Here is a 19825-nt window from a genome sequence, read left to right on the forward strand (position 1 = left end):
CTAGATCACCGTTTCTCCTCCATCGACAACCAGGATCTGACCCGTCATGTACGAGGATCGGTCAGACACCAGAAACAGCACTGCCTCGGCGATCTCCTCGACGCTTGCCCAACGGCCAAGCGGCACCCTTTCGCGGATGTAGGCTTCGATGGCCTCCCGGCCTCCCATCTGAGCGATGAAAGGAGCATTGAAGGGCGTGTCTACCCAACCTGGGCAAAGCGCGTTGACGCGAATGCCGAAGCGGCCATAGTCGCCGGCCATCTGCCTGGTCATCGCGATCACCGCGTGCTTGGTCGTCGTATAGGCGATCATCTCGCGGTCGTAGAGCACGCCGGAACTCGACGACGTGTTGAGGATGACGCCGCGGCCTGCCTTCTTCATGAATGGCATGACGATGCGGGCACCGAGGAAGTGAGCCCGCACATTGAGCGTCCAGGAGGTGTCGAAGCCTTTCACGCTCACACCGAGCACGTCGCCTTCGACCTGTACGCCGGCATGATTGTGCAGGATGTCGATCCTGCCCTGGGTGTGGATGAAATCGTGAAAACCGGCTTCAAGCGCCTGATCGTCGGTCAGGTCGAACACAAGCGCCTTTGCCCGGCCACCGGCGGCAAGAATCTGTTCGACTGTCGCGCTGGCGCCGTCGGCGCTACGATCCGCCACGCCGACGACCGCACCCTCGCGCGCGATGATCAGCGCCGCCGCCCTGCCGATGCCGGATCCCGCGCCGGTGACGATCGCGGTCCTGTCCTTCAGGATCATCCCTCTTCACCCTTTCTCGCCGGCTTGTAATCCTGCATCATCCGGCGGGCGGGCCTCGCCCGCTCCGGTGCGCGCCGATCAACCTTTGAGGACAAGACAGGCATGTACGACTTCGGCCCCTTCGAGTTCGAGTCGAAGCAGGATTTTTTCGACAAGGCAATGCGTTTCTGGAATCCCGACAAGACCAGGTTCTGGCAGAAGGCCGGGATCGACCTGGTGATCGGCAGGCGGGAAGGTTATTTCCTCTACGACATGTCGGGGCGCCGCCTGATCGACCTGCACCTTAATGGCGGCACCTACAATCTCGGTCACCGCAATCTGGAGCTGGTCGAGACGCTGAAGAGCGCGCTCGACTATTTCGACATCGGCAACCATTGGTTCCCTTCCGTGGCGCGAACGGCGCTGGCCGAATCCCTCGTCAGTGTCTCGCCCGGAATGAATTACGCGATCTTCGCGCCGGGCGGCGCGGAGGCGGTGGACATCGCCATCAAGAGCGCCCGCTATGCCACCAAGCGGCGCAAGATCGTGTCGATCATCAAGGGCTATCACGGGCATTCGGGGCTAGCCGTGGCGACCGGCGACGATCGCTTCACCAAGATCTTTCTCTCCGACCAGCCGGAGACGTTCATCCAGGTTCCCTTCAACGACATCGACGCCATGGAACGGGCGCTCAAGGGCGAAGACGTCGCGGCGCTGATCATGGAGACAATTCCCGCCACTTACGGCTTCCCGATGCCGAAGGATGGCTATCTCAGCGCCTGCAAGGCGCTGTGCGAAAAGCATGGCGCGATGTACATCGCCGACGAGGTTCAGACCGGCCTGATGCGCACCGGCAGCATGTGGGGCTGGCAGGCCTACGGCGTCCAGCCGGACATCATGGTGACGGCAAAGGGCCTGTCCGGCGGCCTCTATCCGATCAGCGCGGCGCTGGTGAACGACAGAGCCGGCGGCTGGCTCAACGAGGATGGGGCCGCCCATATTTCGACCACCGGCGGGGCCGAGCTCGGCTGCGTCGTCGGCCACAAGGTCATCGAGATGCTGCAGCGGCCCGAACTGGTGGCCAATGTCGGCACCGTGACCGAGTTTATGGCGCAGGCCATGCGCGAGATGCTGGTTCGTCACGGTGACATCTTCACCGGGGTACGCCAGAAAGGCGTGATCCTTGGCCTGGAATTCAGCAATCACCCGGAAGGCGCCGTCTTCGTGTCGCGTGCGCTCTACGAGCAGGGCGTCTGGGCGATCTTCTCATCGCTCGACAAGCGGGTGCTGCAGTGGAAGCCCGGTATTCTCCTGGACCGCGAGACCTGCCGGGACATTATGGATCGCTTCGACGCGGCAATGCCGCGCGCCCGGGAGTTGCTGCATCAGGCAGGCAAGGCGAGTTGACATGGTCCAACCCTCGTTGAAACTGCCAGGCGTCCAGTTCGAGCTGGCGGCTGGGCTTGCCGAGATCGCTCGGGTTCCGCCAGGGGACAGGTGTGCAAGGATGGGGCAGGACGGACAGTGATGGATTTCGACGCGCTCACCCACGACCAGCAACTCGGCATCCTGCAGGAAACGGCGGAGGCGGCCACCGCCAACTACGATCTGCCGGCGGATGTTTCCGTCGAGATGATCAACCTGTCGGAGAACGCGACCTACAAGATTGCGGCTCGCGACGGCCGGCGCTGGGCGCTCCGCATCCATCGCGACGGCTACCATTCAAGGACGGCCATCCAATCCGAACTGGCCTGGCTGACCGATCTGCGCCAGACCGGGATCGTCCCCACGCCCGTGCCGGTCGCGGGCAAGGACGGCGAACAGATCCAGCGTGTCGGCCATCCAAGATTGGCGCAACCACGCCATGTCGTGTTGTCGCAATGGGAGACCGGTTCGGAGCCGGGCATAGGCGAGGCGCTTGGCGAACCTTTCGAACTGCTGGGCGAGGTCACGGCGCGCATGCACATCCACGCCCGGCAGTGGAAGCGCCCTTCCTGGTTCAGCCGCCATGTGTGGGATTTCGAAACAAGCCTCGGCGAGGAGAGGCCGCTTTGGGGACGGTGGCGTGACGGCATCGGCGTCGACGCCGCGAAAGCCAGGCTCTTTGGCCGCACCGCGGAGCTGGTCGGCCGCAGGCTCACTGCCTTCGGCAAGGGCCATGACCGCTTCGGCCTCATCCATTGCGATCTGCGGCTCGCCAACCTTTTGATCGACGGCAAGACGGTGAAGGTCATCGACTTCGACGACTGCGGCTTCGGCTGGTATATGTACGACGCGGCGACGCCCATCTCTTTCTATGAGCACGAGCCACAGGCAGCCGATCTCATCCGGTCATGGACGACCGGCTATCGCCGTGTGCTTGACCTGCCGAGCGCGGACGAAGACGAGATCCCGACCTTCGTGATGCTGCGCCGTCTGCTCCTGGTCGCGTGGATCGGCTCGCACGCCGAGACCGACCTCGCCAAGTCGATGGGCCTTCCCTATACCGAGGGAACGGTCGGGCTGTGCGAGGCCTATCTGAGCAAGTTTTGAACCATTCTATGCCAGTGCCTCCAGGCTCTCCGGCAGGATCTGGCCGCCATCGACAATGATTGTCTGTCCCGTCACGTAGCCGGCTTCCCTCGACGCAAAGTAGAGCGCGGCGTAGCCGATGTCCTCCACGGTTCCGAGCCGCTTGAGCGGGATCGAGGCGGCCATGGTCTTCTGGTAGTCCTCGCCCAGGCCGACAAGGCCCTCGGTCACGATGTTGCCCGGCATGACGGCGTTGACGGTGATGCCGTATCTCGCCAGTTCGATGCAGGCCGTTCGCATGAAGCCGAGCTGTCCCGCCTTGGTGGCACCGTAGTGCGACCACCCGGGAAAACCGGTGATCGGGCCGGTGATCGACGACGTCAGCACGATGCGGCCCTGGTCGGATGCCTTGAGATAGGGAACCGCTGCCTTGACCGCGTGGAAGGTGCCCTTGAGGTTGGTGTCGACAACCTCGTCCCATTGCTGCGAGGTCATGTCCTCGAGCCGTGCCTGCGGGAAGATGCCGGCATTGGCGCACAAAACATCGATACTACCGTTTCTGGCGGCTGCCGCTGCAAGCGCGCGCTCGATGCTGGCGAGCGAGGTAACGTCGCCAACCACGCCAAAGGCGCCATGGCCGATCTCGGCGGCCGCGGCTTCGGCCTGGTCGGCATGGCGCGCAACGATGGCGACCTTGGCACCCGAGAGCGCGAACACCCGCGCTATGCCCTTGCCGATGCCTTTCGACCCGCCGGTAACGACGACGGACCGACCCCTCAAAGACTGGGTCATGACTTGAAGCTCCAAAATGAGACGGGGACAGAGTGATGCTCCGTCCCCGTTGAGGCAAGAAATCCAGGGCGAGGAATGCCTTAGAACGTTTCACCGTTTCATGGAAACGGCGAACCGCTCTAACTCTTTGTTTTAACGCAATTCCGGACGGAAAACCGCTCACACTTTTCCTGGAATTGCTCTAGCCCTCGTTCACCATGTGACCGATGTTCTCATAGGCCTTGGGGTTGGCCGACTTCAGCACGAAGCCCCAGATCAGGCCGACGACAAGGATCGCAAGCCCGACATAGGGGATGCTCCTGGCAAAACCATTGGTGCCGCCCAAGGTCGCCAGATTGGCGACCAGCGTGTAGACGAGGACCAACTGCACAACCAGCGAGATCAACGGCGCGATGACAGTCGTCAGCATGCTGCCGCCGCCGTTCTTCTTGAACCACATATAGATGGCCAGCGAGACAACCGCCTGCAGCACCAAAAGCAGTCCGGTGCCAAGCACGGCAAACAGCGTATAGACGCCAAGCCAGGCCTGTCCCGACGGATCGTCGAAGCCGTAGGCCAGACCGTAGAGCAGCACCCATACCGCCGCCAGCACCGACTGCAGCGCCGAGGCCTTGTGTGGGCTCTTGTGGTGGTCATGCGTCTCGGCGATCACCTGCGGCAGGACGCCTTCGCGCGCCAGCGAATACAAATAGCGGGAAGCGGTGTTGTGGAAAGCCATGCCGCAGGCGAAGGAACTGGTCAGGATGAGCAGCGACATCAGCTGGTAGCCCCAGCCGCCGACAAAAGCCTGCACCGGTGTCAGGAAGAAGTTCACGCCGTCGGAGAAGGCCTTGGCTACCATATCGGCCTCGGTCGGATAGGCCGCCACCGCGCACCAGCTGACGAAGGTGTAGAACAGGCCAAGGCCGATGACCGAAATCAGCAGCGATTGCGGAATGATGCGCTTCGGATCGCGGGATTCCTCGGCATAGTTCGGCGCCATCTCGAAGCCGACCCACGACCAGAACGCCATGAAGATGCCGACGGCCGCTTCGCCCGCCGGTATGGCGACGGTGCCGACCTTCTGCTCGGCGACAGGAGTGAACACCTTGAACACATTGAGCGAATCGCCGGAAAAATTCGTCCCGCCATGGGCAAAGATCACGCCGAGCGAAAAGATCACCAGCATGATCACTTCAAGAATCAGGGCTATGCCGAGCAGTCGTGCCGACACTTTCACGTCGCGGTAGGCGAGCGCTGCGATGACCACGATCATGGCGAGCGCCAGCACGATCCACGGAACGTTGATGCCGAAATGCTGGGAAAGCCAAAGATTGCCGAAAAAGGCGAACAGTCCGGTGAGGGAAGCCTCGAACAGCGAGTAGCAGGCGAGCGAGCCGATGCCCGCCGACATGCCCACCTCGCGGCCGAGCCCCTGGCTGATGAAGGAGTAGAAGCCGCCGACCGACGATACGCGCGATGCCATCGCGGCATAGCCGACCGAGAAGATGGTCAGCACGATCGTCGCCATCAGGAAGGCTGCCGGCGTGTACTTGCCGATGCCGTAGCCTGCCGCGAACGGGACATTGCCCAGCATCGCCGACATTGGCGCCGCGCCGGTGACGGCCAGAAAGAGCACACCGGCGAGCCCGACGGCCTTCGAGTGCAAAAGATTGATGCTGTTACTCTTCGAGACGTCGATCGTCCCGCGTGCAGTTTCTATCGCCATGAAGCCCTCTCCATTCGTGACAGCTGTATGCAGTTCCCCGCACCGGGCGGCCGATGTGTCCCAGCCTGCTCGTGCAGCCATGACACTACGGACGCAGCGTCACTTTGCCAAGGCCATGATTTTGCATAGCTCGCCGCTCGACATGACGTGGCAATAGATCATGTTGATGATTTCGAGCTCCTTGCGATGAAGCTCCTCGGTCGCCGCGGCGCAGCAATCCTCGAGCACGATGACCGCATAGCTCTCGTCCGCCAAGCTGCGCACTGTCGAGGACACGCACTGGTCCGTGAAGATACCGCAGCAGATGACATTGCGGATGCCGAGATTGTGAAGGATCAGGCGCAGATTCGTTCCCGTCAGCGCGGAATCGGTGGTCTTGGTCACCACGATCTCGTCGCCGGCCGGCTGAAGCTCGGCGACCAGCTGCGACGGTGCGTCGTTCTTTGGCAGCAGCAAATTGTTCCAGCCCGGCATTTTCTGAGAGAGTGAGCGGTCACGCCCGTCCTTGGTGTGGCAGGCGATGCGGGCAAAAAGGCATTCGATGCCGTTTTGCCGTGCCAGCGCCAGCAGTCTTGCCGTGTTCGGTATGACCGTGCCGTGCATGCGCTCGTGGAACGGCGTCCACAGATCGTAGCGTTGCTGTTCCTGCGGCGACAACGATGCGCGATCCGGCCGTTCCAGGTAGGTGTTCTGAACGTCGATGACCAGGATGGCGGTTTGCGCCGGCACCAGCACCGGATCATCCGGCTCGGGTGCGCCGAGATAGTAGAGCGAACGGAATCCGGTTTTCCAGCTCATGCGGTCCTTTCAGAAGCGGAACGTGAAAAGGCCGCGAGCCGCGTAGGTCTCGGCGGCTTCCTCGATGAAACGGGCGATGCGTTCGGCCTGGTAGGTATCGCGCATGGTGGCTGCGGCCTGGAGCAATTCTTCCTTGGATTTGGCGCGACCGGGGCGCAGCAGTTCATAGACCTGCATGATGAAATCCTGCGGCACCTCGACAAGCTCTGCCCCACGCTCGAAGTTGAGTGCCAGTGTCGGCCGTCCGACATCGCGCGCCACATCGGCCTGTGCCTGCAGCGCTTGTGGGGTGATGCGAAGGTCTTCCATCGTCACGTCGCCCGCAAGCACCGAATCCAGCGTTATCTCGGCAAGCGACTTGCCGCGCTTGCCCGTCACGGCGCCGGGCTGTGTTTCGGCGAGCGGATAGTCGGCGCGTGTGTGGGTCACGATTTCACCCCCGTCAGGATGACGTCGACCTCTTCGGGAGCCGCACCAGCCTCGGTCAGTCCGGTTTCGATGGCGTAGATGAGGGCGACGCGGGCGTGGTAGCGAGACCCCATGGCCTCGCCCCGCTGCGGCACCACGACAGGCTCCGGCATTTCACCCAGCGCATAGGCCGCCGCATTGGCACCCAGCGCGCGATAGTGCTCGAGCCTGGTGATCGGCGCATTGGAAAACAGTTCCAGATTGTTGTGCGGCTGGCGGCCACGCTGGTGGATGACGGCCGTGCCCTTGGCCTGGATGCCGATGCCGATGCCGCTGCCGGCCATCCGGGCGGCGGACAGGCCGAGGAAGGAGGTATCGGCCGTATGGCGGAAGCGGACGACGCGCGCCTTGAGCCCGCGTGCGCGGATTGCATCGAGCATGGCGCCGAGCACTTCGGAGAGCCGATGTCCGGCCGTCGTCCGATAAAGCTTGAGCCCGAAAGCCGGGCTGATGCCGATGACCACATCGTCCTTCGCCGATCCGTTGGCCGCCGGCCCAAGGTTGCGATAGCGGATGTGCCTTGCTTCGTCCTTCTCGTGCAGGGCTTCCGAGCGCAACACTTCCTTCTGGTCCAGCACATCGCGGATGTCGTTGAGCTGCAGGCGCCGTTCTTCGGACACACGGTAGCCGGAACCCGGGCCGAGATAGTCGTTTGGATCGTTGACCGCACTGACGATCCGCCCATTGCGGATCATCGCCGATGTCTGGAGATAGTCACCGGAAAGGCGCAGCTTGACCACGTCGAGGAGGTTCTCCGCCTCTTCTCGGAAGCCACGCTTGGCCAGCGCCTTGACCACATCGATCACGGTGATGCCGCGCTCCTTGATGGCTTCGCTGATAAAGCTGACGTCACGCGGCATCAGGCTGCGCGTATCGTCGGAACCGGAAGCGTAGACCACGCTGCTCTTCATATCCTCGGTCGGTGAGGAAAGGCCGAGTTCCTCGAACACGGCGGCGATCGCTTCCACCGCGCGCTCGCGCAGCTCGATCGCGCGTGACTCGGGCAGCGGCGTCAACCCGCCATCGGCCTCGAAATCGCGCTGCAGCACAAGATAATCTTCCAATTCCTCGCCGTTGATCAGCGACGGGTTGAACGAGTTGTCGTATTTCAGGATCGATCCCATCCCGGAGCAGATCAGGTCCGAGCCGGCAATCAGGTAGGGAAGGATTTTGGCGCCGACGCGAATTTCCGATTCGGTCGAGCGCGCGTCATTGCCAGACGCGCATTCGAGATCGAGCCAGACGGCGATGAGGTTCTCGGCCATCAGCTCGCGAACACCGCCGGGTATGGTGGCGGTCAAAGGCGCTCCGTCGATGCCGCCATTCTGCGTGCCTTGCACCCCCATGCCGCGCTGCAGGCAGAGGCAGCGCGCTTCCAGGTAGAGCAGCGACTTGGCTTCATGGAAGCCCATCAGCAACTCGGAGCCGGCACCCGACGTACAGCGCATCTTGACGCCGCGCGAGGCGTAGGCGGCGGCCAGAAATGCCTTGGACCACGGTGTGTCGTCGCCATCGGTGAACGACTTTTCAGTGCCGTAGACGGAAACGGTTTCGGCGTAGGAGGTAAAGCCGGCCATGGCGATGCGCAGCTCTTCGGCTTCCTCGCTGGAGCATTGGAACAGCGTTCCCCAGCGACCGACCGCGCCGCCTACCGCGCACGCCACCGCGTTGGACCAGGCGTTGCGCGAAACGCGCATCGTCGTCTCGATCTCGTCGAAGCCAAAGGCGACGGCGGTCGCGGCATCGGCGGCGAGCTGCAGCGGATCGTCCTTGGCGTTGGTGACGTGTGCCTGGTTGCCCGGCGTCTTGCGGGCCCGCATCTTCGAGTAGGCGAAGGCGATCTCCAGGGCGTTGAGCTGCGACACGACCTCAGCGAGTTTCGCAGGTGTCATGCCGTGGGCAAGCCGCACCAGCGTCTCGCGCGGCACGTTCATGTCGACCAGCCAGCGTGCGACGGTCGCCGACTCCAGCGCCATCGCTTCCGGCGCCACCTCCGGATCGATGTGATGGCGGGCGATGAAGCGGTCGATCATGTCGTAGTCGTGTTCGAGCACCCCATCGAGGGATACGACGCGCCCGTCCTTGATGCCGATGCCTGGTTTCGGATCGGCCGGACTGGAGAAAGCGGAGAAGCCGTTGGCGGGGTCTTCCGCCGCAAACTTGTCCAGCCGCAACGGCCGCTCGTCCCAGTCGGCGAAGCGCTTCCAGCGGTTCAGTTTCGGCGTCATGCGTGCGATCCTCGACCCGGCCGAAAGACTAGTGAATGCTTACCCGCCGCACAATGACCCTGGATCGACCGCCGGCCAAGGGGGCGCACGCCACAGGCTCGAAATACCCGAAGCTCCTCGCCATCCTGTCGATCTTCAGCAGAGGCGCGATGTGTTTCGGCATCGAGTTCGGCCGCCAAAGGTCAGGTTTGGCCGGGCACATCTGAAGCCGCACGTCTCACCGGCCCGACCGCTCCGCTGCCATGAGCAACGAGGTAAACATGTGCGCGTAGTTCTCCGCCTGCACGCTCCAATCCCACTCTCGGATCGTCTCGATCATACGGGCGGCCATCCGCGACCGGAGCGATGGCGTGTCCCGCAACAGGGCGAGTTTGTTCGCAAGCCCTTCCGCGGTTCCATCGAAGAACAGCCCGTTGTCGCCATCCCGAACCAGCTCGGGCATGTTTCCCACACGGGTCGTCACCAAGGGGACACCGCACGCCGCCGCCTCCAAGCAAGGATTGGGAGTGCCTTCGCTGCGACTGGCGCAGACATAAACGTCGAGATCCCGGTAGAAGTCGAGCATTTCGTCATGGTTGCGCCAGTGTTGCTCCCGAATCGCAGTCTGCAGTCGCACGCCCGGCACGGCAGCGACCGCGGGCTCGATGACGTCGTGGAAGCCGCGATGTGCCGGACCATGGTTGCCGAGACTTCCCGCCCATCCGACGCGGAGCTCGCCAGAATAAGGTTGCGGCTCTGGCGGGGGGCAAAAGAATGTCGTGTCGACTCCATTGGGCGTGTAGTGGACCGGAATACGCAGCAGAGGGGCGTATTCGTGCTCGAGCTTCCGATTGTTGACAAAGACAGCGCGCGCCAACCGCTGCAGGATAGCGAGCCCGGGCTCGCGGAATTCGCCCTCCATCTCTCTGTGACTGCAGATCCCGATGACCAGCCTGTCAGACCGCCGGGCGAGGACCGATTCCGGCAGGGGCAGCTTCGCGATCTGGAACCAATAGAAAATGAGCACGATATCCGCGGCGTTCACGTCGGACTCAGTCACATCATGCTGAAATCGTTGGACGATCTCGAACCTTCTTGCCAGCACGCGCCGAAGGTTCTGGGCCTTTCTATCGATCGCCCAGCCGGGTCGGTCCGCGATCGCCAGTATGCGGGGTAGGTGTCCATCGCTCACGAGGCGTACCGCGCAAGCCAGTGCGCCAACCATGGATTGGCCTCGTCCAGATCATCGTCCGTCGCAGTGGTTCGCACCTGGGTAGTGTCGGGCAGTTGGATATCGCCTGGTCGCAAGCGGGGTCGCCATCCGTGCCAACCACGACCGTCGACCTCCTCGCTCAGGAACCGCCGGCCGCCATACTTGCGCGCGGCGTGCTCTGCGCTCAGGAACAGATAATGCTTCATCCGAAAACGCTCGGGGGAGAGCCTCACCGACCCCTCGAAGCGTACGCGATGGCCGCCTGACCACGCGATCTCCATGGGGCCGTCCTGTTTCTGGTACGCACGGACGCAGTGTGGGGAGGTCGGCCGGAACGGGTAGTAGGTGCGCAGCGTGTGTTGATAATTGGGATTGTCATGATCGGGGGCTTCCCTGGTGGGAATGAACGTGAACTCGGAAGACTCGATCGCATTGAAACCGAGTGCGTCGGCTGCCGCAATGGCGGAGACCAACGATGAGTACGAAGTCGGCGGAAGATGGATCTCGTCAGCGTCAAGATGCATGAACCAGTCAGCCTCGAGCGATTGAAATAGTTCCTCTTTGCGACGAAGAAGCTGCTCCCAGCAATACCAGCCGTTGTGCGGGATGCTTTCGATTCCTATCAATCCGGCCCCGAGGTAGCGCTGGGCAATCTCAAGCGTTCGGTCAGTCGACTGATTGTCGCAAATGTAGACCTGTACGCCTTGACGAAAGAGGTTCTCGAGACATCCGGCAACGAACCGTTCCTCGTTCCGTGTTGTAAGGACCGCGACGACTCGCGGGGAGTTCCGATCACGCGCAGCACGCCCAATGTGGGTGTTGGGATCGACCAAGTTCTTCAATCCTTCGTTGTATGCTTCCGGATGCCATGCTGGCCGGTCAACTGGCGCATTACTGAACTTGGCCGAAATGACAAGTCTAAAGACTCAGCGCTGCCGATGCCAACGCGCCGTCACCTGAAGTGCAACACGCTCATAGCGGTTCCCGTCGCGATCGCAAGTCTCGGGAATATGCGTATTCGGAAACACTCCAGACCGCCGGCTCGAGCCGGCTAGCGGCCCCAGATGACGGCATTCTCGTGCCGTTTTATGATGTGTTTCAAATTCTCGAAAGCGGTCGTGACGTGGCCCGCGAAGCGCTCCGCCGCCGGAGAGCGCGGCCCGCCAACCCGGCGCAGGATGCCCAGTGAGCGGCTGGGCTGCGGGATTTCATAGGGCAGCACTGTCACCCGGTTCTCCTTGCGCTGCGCGAAGACCACGGAAAATGGCAGCACGGCCAATGCATCTGTTTCTGCGAGGAAGTTGATCACGCTCATCAGCGAGCCTCCCGAATAGCGCACGTTCAGGTCCGACATGCCGATGCTCATCAGGATCATCTGCAGGTCCGACATCAGCGGAGAGCCGGGCAGGGGCGCCACCCAGGGAAAGCTGGTCAGGTCATGCGCCCTGAGGCGGCGATTGCGCAGCAGCGGATGGTCCGGCCGGCAAGCCACGACATTGCGTCCGGGCAGGATCTCGGTGAATTCGAAGCCGGGTCCGAGGTCGAGCACGCCGATCGGCACGATCCCGAGGTCGATCTGGTTGCTCTCCAGCGCCGCGACCATCTCGGGCAGGTTCATATAGCTTTGCTGGACGGTGACCTCGGGCTCGAGCTTCTGGAACTCGCCGATCATCCGGCTGATCATCGCATCCATGAAGAAAGGCACGCCGCCGACGCGGACGACACCCTTGGTGCCTTTCATGAACCCCTGCACCGCATCCGACGCCTTGCGCGAGGCCGTGATGATCGTGCGGCCCTGCGCCGCCAACTGGAAACCGAGCGGTGTCGGCTGCAGCGGCCGGCGGCCCTTCAGGAAGAGCGGCTCGCCGACCCGCGCCTCCAGCATGGCCAGCGATCGGCTGACCGCAGGCTGGGTCAGGCCCAGCATGGCGGCTCCTTCCGACACGCCGCCTGCATCCAGTACCGCGGCGAGCTGCATCAAGTGGCGCTCGTTCAGCTTCATAGCAAAACGCTATACAAGGGCCACCACATCTCATCAAGCATCGTCTCGGGTCGTGTTATCCCGTTTGGCAAGGGGAAGGAGGCCCCGGCGAAATGGACGGCCAGCACGACCCCCAGAGGGATGAACTCCCCAAGGCGATCTCGACGCAGGCCGAAGAATTCGCGCGGCGTCTGGCGGCAATGGGCCAGTCCCGCCTGGCGGCGGCGGCACAGGCCGCGGTCGATGGGTTGCACGCACTGATCGTGGAGTTGCGACCCTCCGGCGAGGAATTCCGGCTGGCGATCGATTTTCTGACCGAGGTAGGCCATTACGCCGATGCGCGGCGCCAGGAGTGGGTGCTGTTCGCCGATGTGCTGGGCGTGTCCTCGCTGATCGAGGATCAAAACAGCCCGCGCCCCGCCGGGGCGACCCCCAACACCCTGGCGGGACCTTTCTACCGGGCCGATGTGCCGGAAATGCCGCTCGGCGGGAACATTTCGCGCGATCACAAGGGCGAGCCGCTGGAGGTTACGGGGCGGATCGTGACGCTCGGCGGCGCGGGGATCGGCGATGCCATGGTCGAGATCTGGCAGGCCAATGCCGAGGGCCTGTACGAGAACCAGGAACCGGACAGGCAACCGGAATTCAATCTGCGCGGACGCTTCCGTGCCGATCCGCAGGGGCGGTTCCGCTTCATGACGGTGAAGCCGAAGGGCTACACGCTGCCGGCGGATGGTCCGGTCGGTCAATTGATGTCCGCGCTCGGTCTTGGCCTCGAGCGACCGGCCCACATCCATTTTCGCGTTTCGGCACAGGGCTTCGAAACGCTGACGACCCACATCTTCGACCGGTCGGACCCTGCGATCGGCCGGGATGCCATTTTCGGGGTCAAACCCGAACTCATGGCCGAGTTCCGCGCGCTGCCGCCCCATGGAGGAAAGCGCAAGCACGCACTCGACCTCAATCTCGTGCTCTGCCCGCAGCGGCCGGGCGAAACCGAAACCTCTGGGAGGAGATGACCGATGGCCCGTATCAGCGGCTACCACCATCTGACACTGTCGACCGACGGCGCTCAGGAAGATTTTGATTTCTATACCAAGGCACTCGGCCTGCATTCGGTGAAGCGCACCGTCCTGTTCGACGGCGTCATCCCCGTCTATCACCTCTATTACGGCTCGCCCGACGGCGATGCCTCGACGATCATCACCACTTTCCCGTTCCGCAAGCCGGGCGTCTATGGCCGCCGAGGCACCAACCAGTCGCGCACCATCATGCAATCCATTCCCAAGGGGGCCGCGGATTTCTGGGTGGACCGGCTGAACGCGCGCGGCATCAAGGCCACCAAGATCACACGCTTTGGCGCCGACCGCGTGGCTTTGGCGCATCCCTGCGGCATCTCGCATGAACTGGTGGAAAGCGACAGCGATCCGCGCGCGCCCATCACCAACGAGGCACAGGACATCGGCAAGGCCCACGGCATCAAGGGCATCTACGGCGCGGTCGTGGCGGTGATGGATCGCACCGCGATGGACGACTTCCTGACCATCGCATTGCCGCTGGAGAAGGAGGCGGACAATCACGAAGGGCTGGTGTTCCGCGTGCCGGACGCGAGCGGCGTCAATCAGCGGGTCGAGGTGATCGTCGATCGCGACAGCGCACAGGGCACCTGGACGCTGGCGGGCGGGACGATCCACCACCTCGCCCTCAACACGGGCGACGAAGATAACCAGTTGAAGCTGCGCGCTCATATCGAAGGCCTCGGCTTCACCGATATCTCGGAGCAGAAGGACCGCAACTATTTCAAGTCCTGCTATGTCCGCTCGCCCGGCGGCGCGCTGTTCGAACTTGCCTGGACCACGCCGGAAGGCTGGGCCAAGGACGAACCCCCGGGCCAGATCGGCAAGACGCTGGTCTTCCCGCCGTGGTTCAAGGACCGCGAGGGCGAATTGCAGGCCGGTCTGGAACAGGCGGATTTCGCGTGAGCTCAGGCAGCGGTCCACTCCGGCTCGGGCCAAAGGGCGCGGAAGCGAAGGCGATCTGCGTCTTCGTCCACGGCCGCGGCCAATCGCCGGAGGAGATGCAGTCCCATGTGCTGTCGCGGCTTTCCGCGCCGGCCGTGGCATTCATCCTGCCGCGCGCGCCGCTCGGCGCGTGGTGGCAGGCGCGCGCCGTCGACCCGTTGACGCCGGTCGCCCGCGCCCACCTTTCCGACGCGCTCGATCATTTGGCGGCCGCTGTGGTGGCGGCGCGGGCGGAATTGCCCGGACTGCCGCTGCTTCTGGCGGGCTTCTCGCAAGGGGCATGTCTGTCGATCGAATATCTCTGCGCCGGGCTGCCGCCGCCGGACGCGCTTGCCGCCTTCACGGGCTGCCGCGTCGGTGTGCCAACGGACGGGCGCTCCGAAGCCGTGCCGGCCGGCGTGCCGGTCTATCTTTCCGGCAGCGATTCCGATCCCTGGATTCCGGTTTCGGCCTTTGCCGACACGGCGCAGTCGCTGGGCCGCGGTGGCGCGAGCCTGCGGGCCGATCTGTTCCCCGGCCGGAGCCACGAGGTTTCGGATGCCGAGATTGCAATGCTGGGCACCATCATCGCCGACCTGGAAGCCGGCCGGGGTGCACGCATGGGAGCGGCGCGATGATGGACAGTTTCACCTTTCCCGGGCTGACGACGCGGGTGATCTTCGGTGCCGGCACGATGGGCCGCGCGGAGGAGGAGGTGCGGCGGCTCGGCCATGACAAGGCGCTGGTGCTGTCGACGCCCCATCAGAAGGCCGATGCGGACAAGCTGGCTCAAAGCCTTGGCGGCCTCGCCGCCGGGGTGTTTGCCGGCGCGGTCATGCATACACCCGTCGAGGTTACGGAAAAGGCCGTCGACGCCTTCCGCGCCAGCGGCGCCACGGCGGTCGTCAGCCTCGGCGGCGGCTCGACCACCGGGCTCGGCAAGGCCATCGCCGTGCGCACCGGCGCCGATCAGGTGGTGATCCCGACCACCTATGCCGGCTCGGAAATGACCGACATCCTCGGCGAGACGGCGGCCGGCGAGAAGACCACCCGCCGCTCGCCGGACATCCGCCCCGAAACTGTGATCTACGACGTCGATCTGACAATGAGCCTCCCGGTTGGTCTCACCGTCACCTCGGCGATGAATGCGATCGCCCACGCCATGGAGGCCTTCTACGCCCCCGACCGCAACCCGGTGATCGTGCTGATGTGCAGGGATGCCATGGCTGCGTTCCGGGACGGCATTCCGCGGCTGATCGAGGATCCGCAGGACCGCGCCGCGCGGACACAGGCGCTCTATGCGGCCTGGTGCTGCTCGTCCGCGCTCGGTTATGTCTCGATGGCGCTGCATCACAAGCTGGCGCATGTCTTCGGCGGCTCGTTCGACACGCCGCATGCCGAGACCCACGCCATCCTGCTGCCCTACACGACCGCCTTCAACGAAGTGGCGGTGCCGGATCTGCTGCGGCCGATCGCCGATGCCTTCGGCGGCGGCTCGGCGGGCGGCGGGCTCTGGGATTTCGCGCGTTCCGTCGGCTCTCCGCTGAGCCTGAAGGAGATCGGCATCAAGGAGACCGATCTCGACCGTGCGGCGGCGATCGCGGTGAAGAACGCCTATGCGAATCCGAGGCCGATCGATCCGCGATCGATAAGGGAACTCCTCCAGGCGGCGTTTGAGGGACGCCGTCCAGGGAGCTGAAAAGAGGCAAGAGGGAGGAAGAGCAGATGATTACGAGACGGAGCTTACTGAAAGCGTCGGCGGCGACAGGCCTGGCGCTTGCCGGTTCCCGGCTGGCGACGCCGGCGCTGGCGCAGGGCGCCAAGATTCGCCTGGGCTATGTTTCGCCGCAGACGGGGCCGCTCGCCGGCTTCGCCGAAAGCGATGCCTACAACATCAAGGCTTTCCTTGCGTCCGAGGCGGGCAAGAATTTCGACGTCATTGTCAAGGACAGCCAGTCGAACCCCAATCGCGCGGCCGAAGTGGCCAAGAACCTGATCGTCGACGACGAGATCAACCTGATGCTGGTCGGCTCGACGCCCGAGAACACCAACCCGGTCGCCACCACCTGCGAGGCGGAGGGCGTGCCGGTCATCTCGACCATGGCGCCGTGGCAACCCTGGTTCATTGGCCAACAGGGCAATCCGGGCGACCCGTCGTCATGGAAGCCCTTCAAGTTCGCCTATCATTATTTCTGGGGTCTCGAAGACATCATCGCCGTCTACACCGGCATGTGGAAGCAGCTTTCCACCAACGGCAAGGTGGGCGGGCTGTTCCCCAACGATGCCGACGGCAATGCCTGGGGCGATCCGAAGAACGGGCTGAAGCCCGGCCTCGATGCCGCCGGCTTCGGCCTCAGCGATCCCGGCCGCTATCAGAACCTCTCGGACGATTTCACCGCGCAGGTCAACGCCTTCAAGGCGGCAAATGCCGAGATCGTCACCGGCGTGGTCATCCCGCCCGACTTCACCACTTTCTGGAACCAGGCCCGCCAGCAAGGCTTCAAGCCCAAGGCGGTGACGGTGGCCAAGGCCATCCTCTTCCCGCAATCGGTCGAGACGCTCGGCGATGCCGGCCACAACCTCTCGTCCGAGGTCTGGTGGTCGGCCTCGCATCCGTTCAAGTCGTCGGTGACGGGCCAGAGCTCGGCTGACCTTGCGGCGGATTTCACCGCCAAGACCGGGCGTCCGTGGACCCAGCCGATCGGCTTTGTCCATTCGCTGTTCGAGGTGGCGGCCAATGTCATGGGCCGCGTTTCGGATCCGACGAATGCCGAGGCGATCGCGGCGGCGATAGCCGCCACCGACATGACGACCGTGGTCGGAAAGGTGGCCTGGAGCGGTGCGGGGCTGCCGCCTTTCGCGGCAAAGAACGTCTGCAAGACGCCGCTCGTCGGCGGCCAGTGGCGCAAGAAGGCCGGCGGCGGCTTCGATCTGGTGATCGTCGAAAACGCCACCGCGTCTGAGATCCCCACCGCAGGCAAGATGGAAGCCCTGGCCTGACGCCGCCGGGGCGGCGGATGCCGCCGCCCTCGTTCGGCGCGACCCGAGGATGACAGTGATGATACTCAGGCTGGAAAACGTCTCGAAGTCTTTCGGGGCCCTGAAGGTTACCGATGGCGTGACCGTCACGGTGCCGCGCGGCGAGGCGTTGGGCATCATCGGTCCGAACGGGGCGGGGAAGTCGACGCTCTTCAACCTGATCACCGGCAATCTGCTCGCCAATGAGGGACGCATCGAATTCCTCGGCCGCGACGTCACCCGCGCCCCAGCCATGGATCGGGTGCGCATGGGTGTCGGCCGCAGCTTCCAGATCCCGCAGCCCTTCGAGGGGCTGAGCGTGTTCGAGAACCTCCTGACCGCCGCCGCTTTCGGCCGGGGCGGCCGCGAGGCCGAAATGGTCGACGATTGCGCCGGTATCCTCGAAGAGACCGAACTTCTCCGGAAGGCCAATGTGCTCGCCGGATCGCTGAGCCTTCTCGACCGCAAGCGCCTGGAGCTCGCCCGCGCCCTGGCGACGGGACCCGAGCTGCTGCTTCTGGACGAGATCGCCGGCGGGCTGACCGAGGGCGAATGCAAGGCGCTGGTCGCGACGATCAAGGCGATCCACGCCAGGGGCACGACGATCATCTGGATCGAGCATGTGCTGCACGCCCTGAGATCGGTGGTCGAACGGCTTCTCGTGCTGGATTTCGGGCGCGTGATCGCAATCGGTGAGCCGGATCAGATCATCGCCTCGAAAGAGGTTCGTGAAATCTATCTGGGGCTCGAGGTCTGATGCTGCTGGAGACGCGCACCCTCACCGCGAATTACGGCCAGTTCCGGGCGCTGTTCGGCGTGGATATCACTGTCGCGGCGGGCGAATGCGTGGCGATCATCGGCGCCAACGGTGCCGGTAAATCCACGCTGATGCGTTCGATCACGGGCGTGATCCGCAACGAGGCCGCCATGGTTCTGCACCGGGGCGAGCCCATAGGCGCGCTGTCCTCGGCCGAGATCATGAAGCGCGGCATAGCCATGGTGCCGGAAGGGCGCCGGCTCTTTGCCTCGCTGAGCGTCGAGGAAAACCTGCTGATCGGCGGGCAGGCGCGCAAGGCGCCCGGGCCGTGGGGCCTGGAGGCGGTTTACGAGCTCTTCCCGATCCTGCGCGAGCGGCGCAAAAACCCCGGCACGGCGCTCTCGGGCGGCCAGCAGCAGATGGTCGCGATCGGCCGGGCGCTGATGTCCAATCCTGAATTGCTGCTCTGCGACGAGATCAGCCTCGGCCTCGCGCCCGTCGTCATCCGCGACATCTACGCAGCACTTCCCAAGATCCGTGAAGGCGGTGCCGCGATCGTGCTGGTCGAGCAGGATATCGGCAAGGCGCTGGCGGTGGCCGATCGCGTCTATTGCATGATGGAGGGCCGGGTGACGTTGGTCGCCAAGGCGGCCGAGGTCACGCGCGAAGAAATCCATTCCGCCTATTTCGGGGTGGCGGTATGACGAGGCAGCCCCGCATGCCCCGGCAAATTTCCCGCCGCCTGACGACGGGGGCGCGGCGATGATCTGGCTGGACACCCTCGTGCAGGGAATGCTGCTGGGCGGGCTCTATGCGCTGTTCGCAGCCGGACTGAGCCTCGTCTTCGGCATCATGCGGCTGGTGAACCTCGCCCATGGCGACCTGATCGTCTTTGCCGCCTATCTGGTGCTGATGGGCGTCACCTTGCTTGGCCTGTCGCCCTGGGTCGCTGCGCTCATCGCCATGCCGGTGATGTTTACGCTTGGCTGGCTGCTGCAGGCCGCCGTGCTGAACCGGGTGCTTGGCAAGGATATCCTGCCGCCACTCCTCGTCACGTTCGGCCTGTCGGTTGCCGTGCAGAATGGGCTGCTCGAGGCCTTTTCCGCCGACAGCCGGCGCATTCCGGCAGGCGCATTGGAGGGGGCATCGCTCGATCTCGGGCTGGTCACCTTGGGGGTCATGCCGCTGATGACCTTTGCGTCCGCGATCCTCGCCATCGTGGCCTTGAACAGGCTCTTCTATCACACCGCCCTCGGCCGTGCCTTCCGCGCCACTTCGGACGACGCCGTGACGGCGGGCCTGATGGGGATCGAGCCGAAGCGAGTGTTCGCCGTCGCCACCGGGATCGCAATGGTCGTGGTGACACTGGCGGCGCTCTATCTCGGCATGCGGGCGAACTTCGATCCCTCGATCGGGCCGGCGCGGCTGATCTATGCCTTCGAGGCGGTGATCATCGGCGGCCTCGGCAGCCTGTGGGGAACGCTCGCGGGCGGGATCATCATCGGCGTGGCCCAGACGGCCGGCGCGGCGGTGAATCCGGAATGGCAAATCCTGGTGGGCCACATCGCCTTTCTGGTCGTGATGCTGCTCAAGCCGCGGGGCCTGTTCCCGCGCGCAGTGGATTGAGGGCG

The 19825-nt window shown here is 64.0% G+C and carries 19 protein-coding genes; 10 read left to right on the plus strand and 9 right to left on the minus strand.

Annotated features, from left to right (window positions below; translation table 11 throughout):
• Positions 1–762 (minus strand): SDR family NAD(P)-dependent oxidoreductase, encoded by a 762-nt coding sequence (locus tag JG747_RS14135; RefSeq protein WP_019859784.1) that lies wholly within the window; start codon positions 760–762, stop codon positions 1–3.
• Between the two features lie 102 nt (positions 763–864).
• Between JG747_RS14135 and JG747_RS14140 the strand changes: the two genes are divergently transcribed.
• Together JG747_RS14140 and JG747_RS14145 are read left to right on the plus strand one after the other, a co-directional pair.
• Entirely contained in the window at positions 865–2148 is a 1284-nt protein-coding gene (locus JG747_RS14140) for a class-III pyridoxal-phosphate-dependent aminotransferase (protein WP_202362021.1), read from the plus strand.
• Between the two features lie 120 nt (positions 2149–2268).
• Positions 2269–3273, plus strand: a complete 1005-nt coding sequence (locus JG747_RS14145; protein ID WP_038648598.1) for a phosphotransferase enzyme family protein — start codon at positions 2269–2271, stop codon at positions 3271–3273.
• A 6-nt stretch (positions 3274–3279) separates the two neighbouring features.
• Here the strand turns inward: JG747_RS14145 and fabG are convergent, their stop codons facing one another.
• The 8 genes from fabG to JG747_RS14185 form a co-directional block, all read right to left on the minus strand.
• Positions 3280–4044: a 3-oxoacyl-ACP reductase FabG gene (gene fabG, locus JG747_RS14150; RefSeq protein WP_069092782.1), complete on the minus strand. Its 765-nt coding sequence runs from the start codon at positions 4042–4044 to the stop codon at positions 3280–3282.
• Between the two features lie 181 nt (positions 4045–4225).
• A complete protein-coding gene (locus JG747_RS14155) occupies positions 4226–5752 on the minus strand; it encodes an APC family permease (protein ID WP_019859778.1) in 1527 nt (508 codons plus the stop codon).
• Between the two features lie 99 nt (positions 5753–5851).
• Positions 5852–6550 carry a cysteine hydrolase family protein gene (locus JG747_RS14160; RefSeq protein WP_019859777.1) on the minus strand — a complete coding sequence of 233 codons (699 nt, stop codon included), beginning with the start codon at positions 6548–6550 and terminating at the stop codon, positions 5852–5854.
• Between the two features lie 9 nt (positions 6551–6559).
• Positions 6560–6979 carry a diol dehydratase small subunit gene (locus tag JG747_RS14165; protein ID WP_019859776.1) on the minus strand — a complete coding sequence of 140 codons (420 nt, stop codon included), beginning with the start codon at positions 6977–6979 and terminating at the stop codon, positions 6560–6562.
• Positions 6976–9246: a propanediol/glycerol family dehydratase large subunit gene (locus tag JG747_RS14170; protein ID WP_202362022.1), complete on the minus strand. Its 2271-nt coding sequence runs from the start codon at positions 9244–9246 to the stop codon at positions 6976–6978. Before JG747_RS14170 ends, JG747_RS14165 begins: the two co-directional genes overlap by 4 nt.
• A 217-nt stretch (positions 9247–9463) precedes the next feature.
• Positions 9464–10450: a glycosyltransferase family 4 protein gene (locus tag JG747_RS14175; RefSeq protein ID WP_027047137.1), complete on the minus strand. Its 987-nt coding sequence runs from the start codon at positions 10448–10450 to the stop codon at positions 9464–9466.
• Positions 10414–11271, minus strand: a complete 858-nt coding sequence (locus tag JG747_RS14180; RefSeq protein ID WP_244748396.1) for a glycosyltransferase family 2 protein — start codon at positions 11269–11271, stop codon at positions 10414–10416. The genes JG747_RS14175 and JG747_RS14180 overlap by 37 nt, the downstream gene beginning before the upstream one ends.
• Positions 11272–11489: 218 nt before the next feature.
• The gene (locus JG747_RS14185) at positions 11490–12440 is read right to left on the minus strand and encodes a LysR family transcriptional regulator (RefSeq protein WP_019859771.1); all 951 of its coding nucleotides are present in this window, start codon (positions 12438–12440) and stop codon (positions 11490–11492) included.
• 92 nt (positions 12441–12532) lie between these two features.
• Here JG747_RS14185 and JG747_RS14190 point away from each other — a divergent pair, with 92 nt between their 5' ends.
• From JG747_RS14190 to JG747_RS14225, 8 genes are read left to right on the plus strand one after another with little or no spacing between them, the layout of a single operon-like run.
• Positions 12533–13438, plus strand: coding sequence for a dioxygenase family protein (locus JG747_RS14190; RefSeq protein ID WP_019859770.1), 906 nt, complete (start codon positions 12533–12535; stop codon positions 13436–13438).
• A 3-nt stretch (positions 13439–13441) separates the two neighbouring features.
• Positions 13442–14401, plus strand: a complete 960-nt coding sequence (locus tag JG747_RS14195; RefSeq protein ID WP_202362024.1) for a VOC family protein — start codon at positions 13442–13444, stop codon at positions 14399–14401.
• The gene (locus JG747_RS14200) at positions 14398–15057 is read left to right on the plus strand and encodes an alpha/beta hydrolase (RefSeq protein WP_019859768.1); all 660 of its coding nucleotides are present in this window, start codon (positions 14398–14400) and stop codon (positions 15055–15057) included. The genes JG747_RS14195 and JG747_RS14200 overlap by 4 nt, the downstream gene beginning before the upstream one ends.
• Positions 15054–16118, plus strand: coding sequence for a maleylacetate reductase (locus JG747_RS14205; protein WP_202362025.1), 1065 nt, complete (start codon positions 15054–15056; stop codon positions 16116–16118). Before JG747_RS14200 ends, JG747_RS14205 begins: the two co-directional genes overlap by 4 nt.
• A 26-nt stretch (positions 16119–16144) precedes the next feature.
• Positions 16145–17419: an ABC transporter substrate-binding protein gene (locus JG747_RS14210; RefSeq protein WP_019859766.1), complete on the plus strand. Its 1275-nt coding sequence runs from the start codon at positions 16145–16147 to the stop codon at positions 17417–17419.
• Positions 17420–17477: 58 nt separating this feature from the next.
• On the plus strand, positions 17478–18194 hold the full coding sequence (locus JG747_RS14215) for an ABC transporter ATP-binding protein (protein WP_069092772.1): 717 nt from the start codon (positions 17478–17480) through the stop codon (positions 18192–18194).
• Positions 18191–18898 (plus strand): ABC transporter ATP-binding protein, encoded by a 708-nt coding sequence (locus JG747_RS14220; RefSeq protein ID WP_202362287.1) that lies wholly within the window; start codon positions 18191–18193, stop codon positions 18896–18898. The genes JG747_RS14215 and JG747_RS14220 overlap by 4 nt, the downstream gene beginning before the upstream one ends.
• A gap of 58 nt (positions 18899–18956) precedes the next feature.
• Positions 18957–19820 carry a branched-chain amino acid ABC transporter permease gene (locus JG747_RS14225; RefSeq protein WP_202362026.1) on the plus strand — a complete coding sequence of 288 codons (864 nt, stop codon included), beginning with the start codon at positions 18957–18959 and terminating at the stop codon, positions 19818–19820.
• Positions 19821–19825 lie beyond the last annotated feature (5 nt).

Origin of the sequence: Mesorhizobium sp. 131-3-5 (genome assembly GCF_016756575.1) — a bacterium.
In the GTDB taxonomy this organism is placed as follows: domain Bacteria; phylum Pseudomonadota; class Alphaproteobacteria; order Rhizobiales; family Rhizobiaceae; genus Mesorhizobium; species Mesorhizobium jarvisii.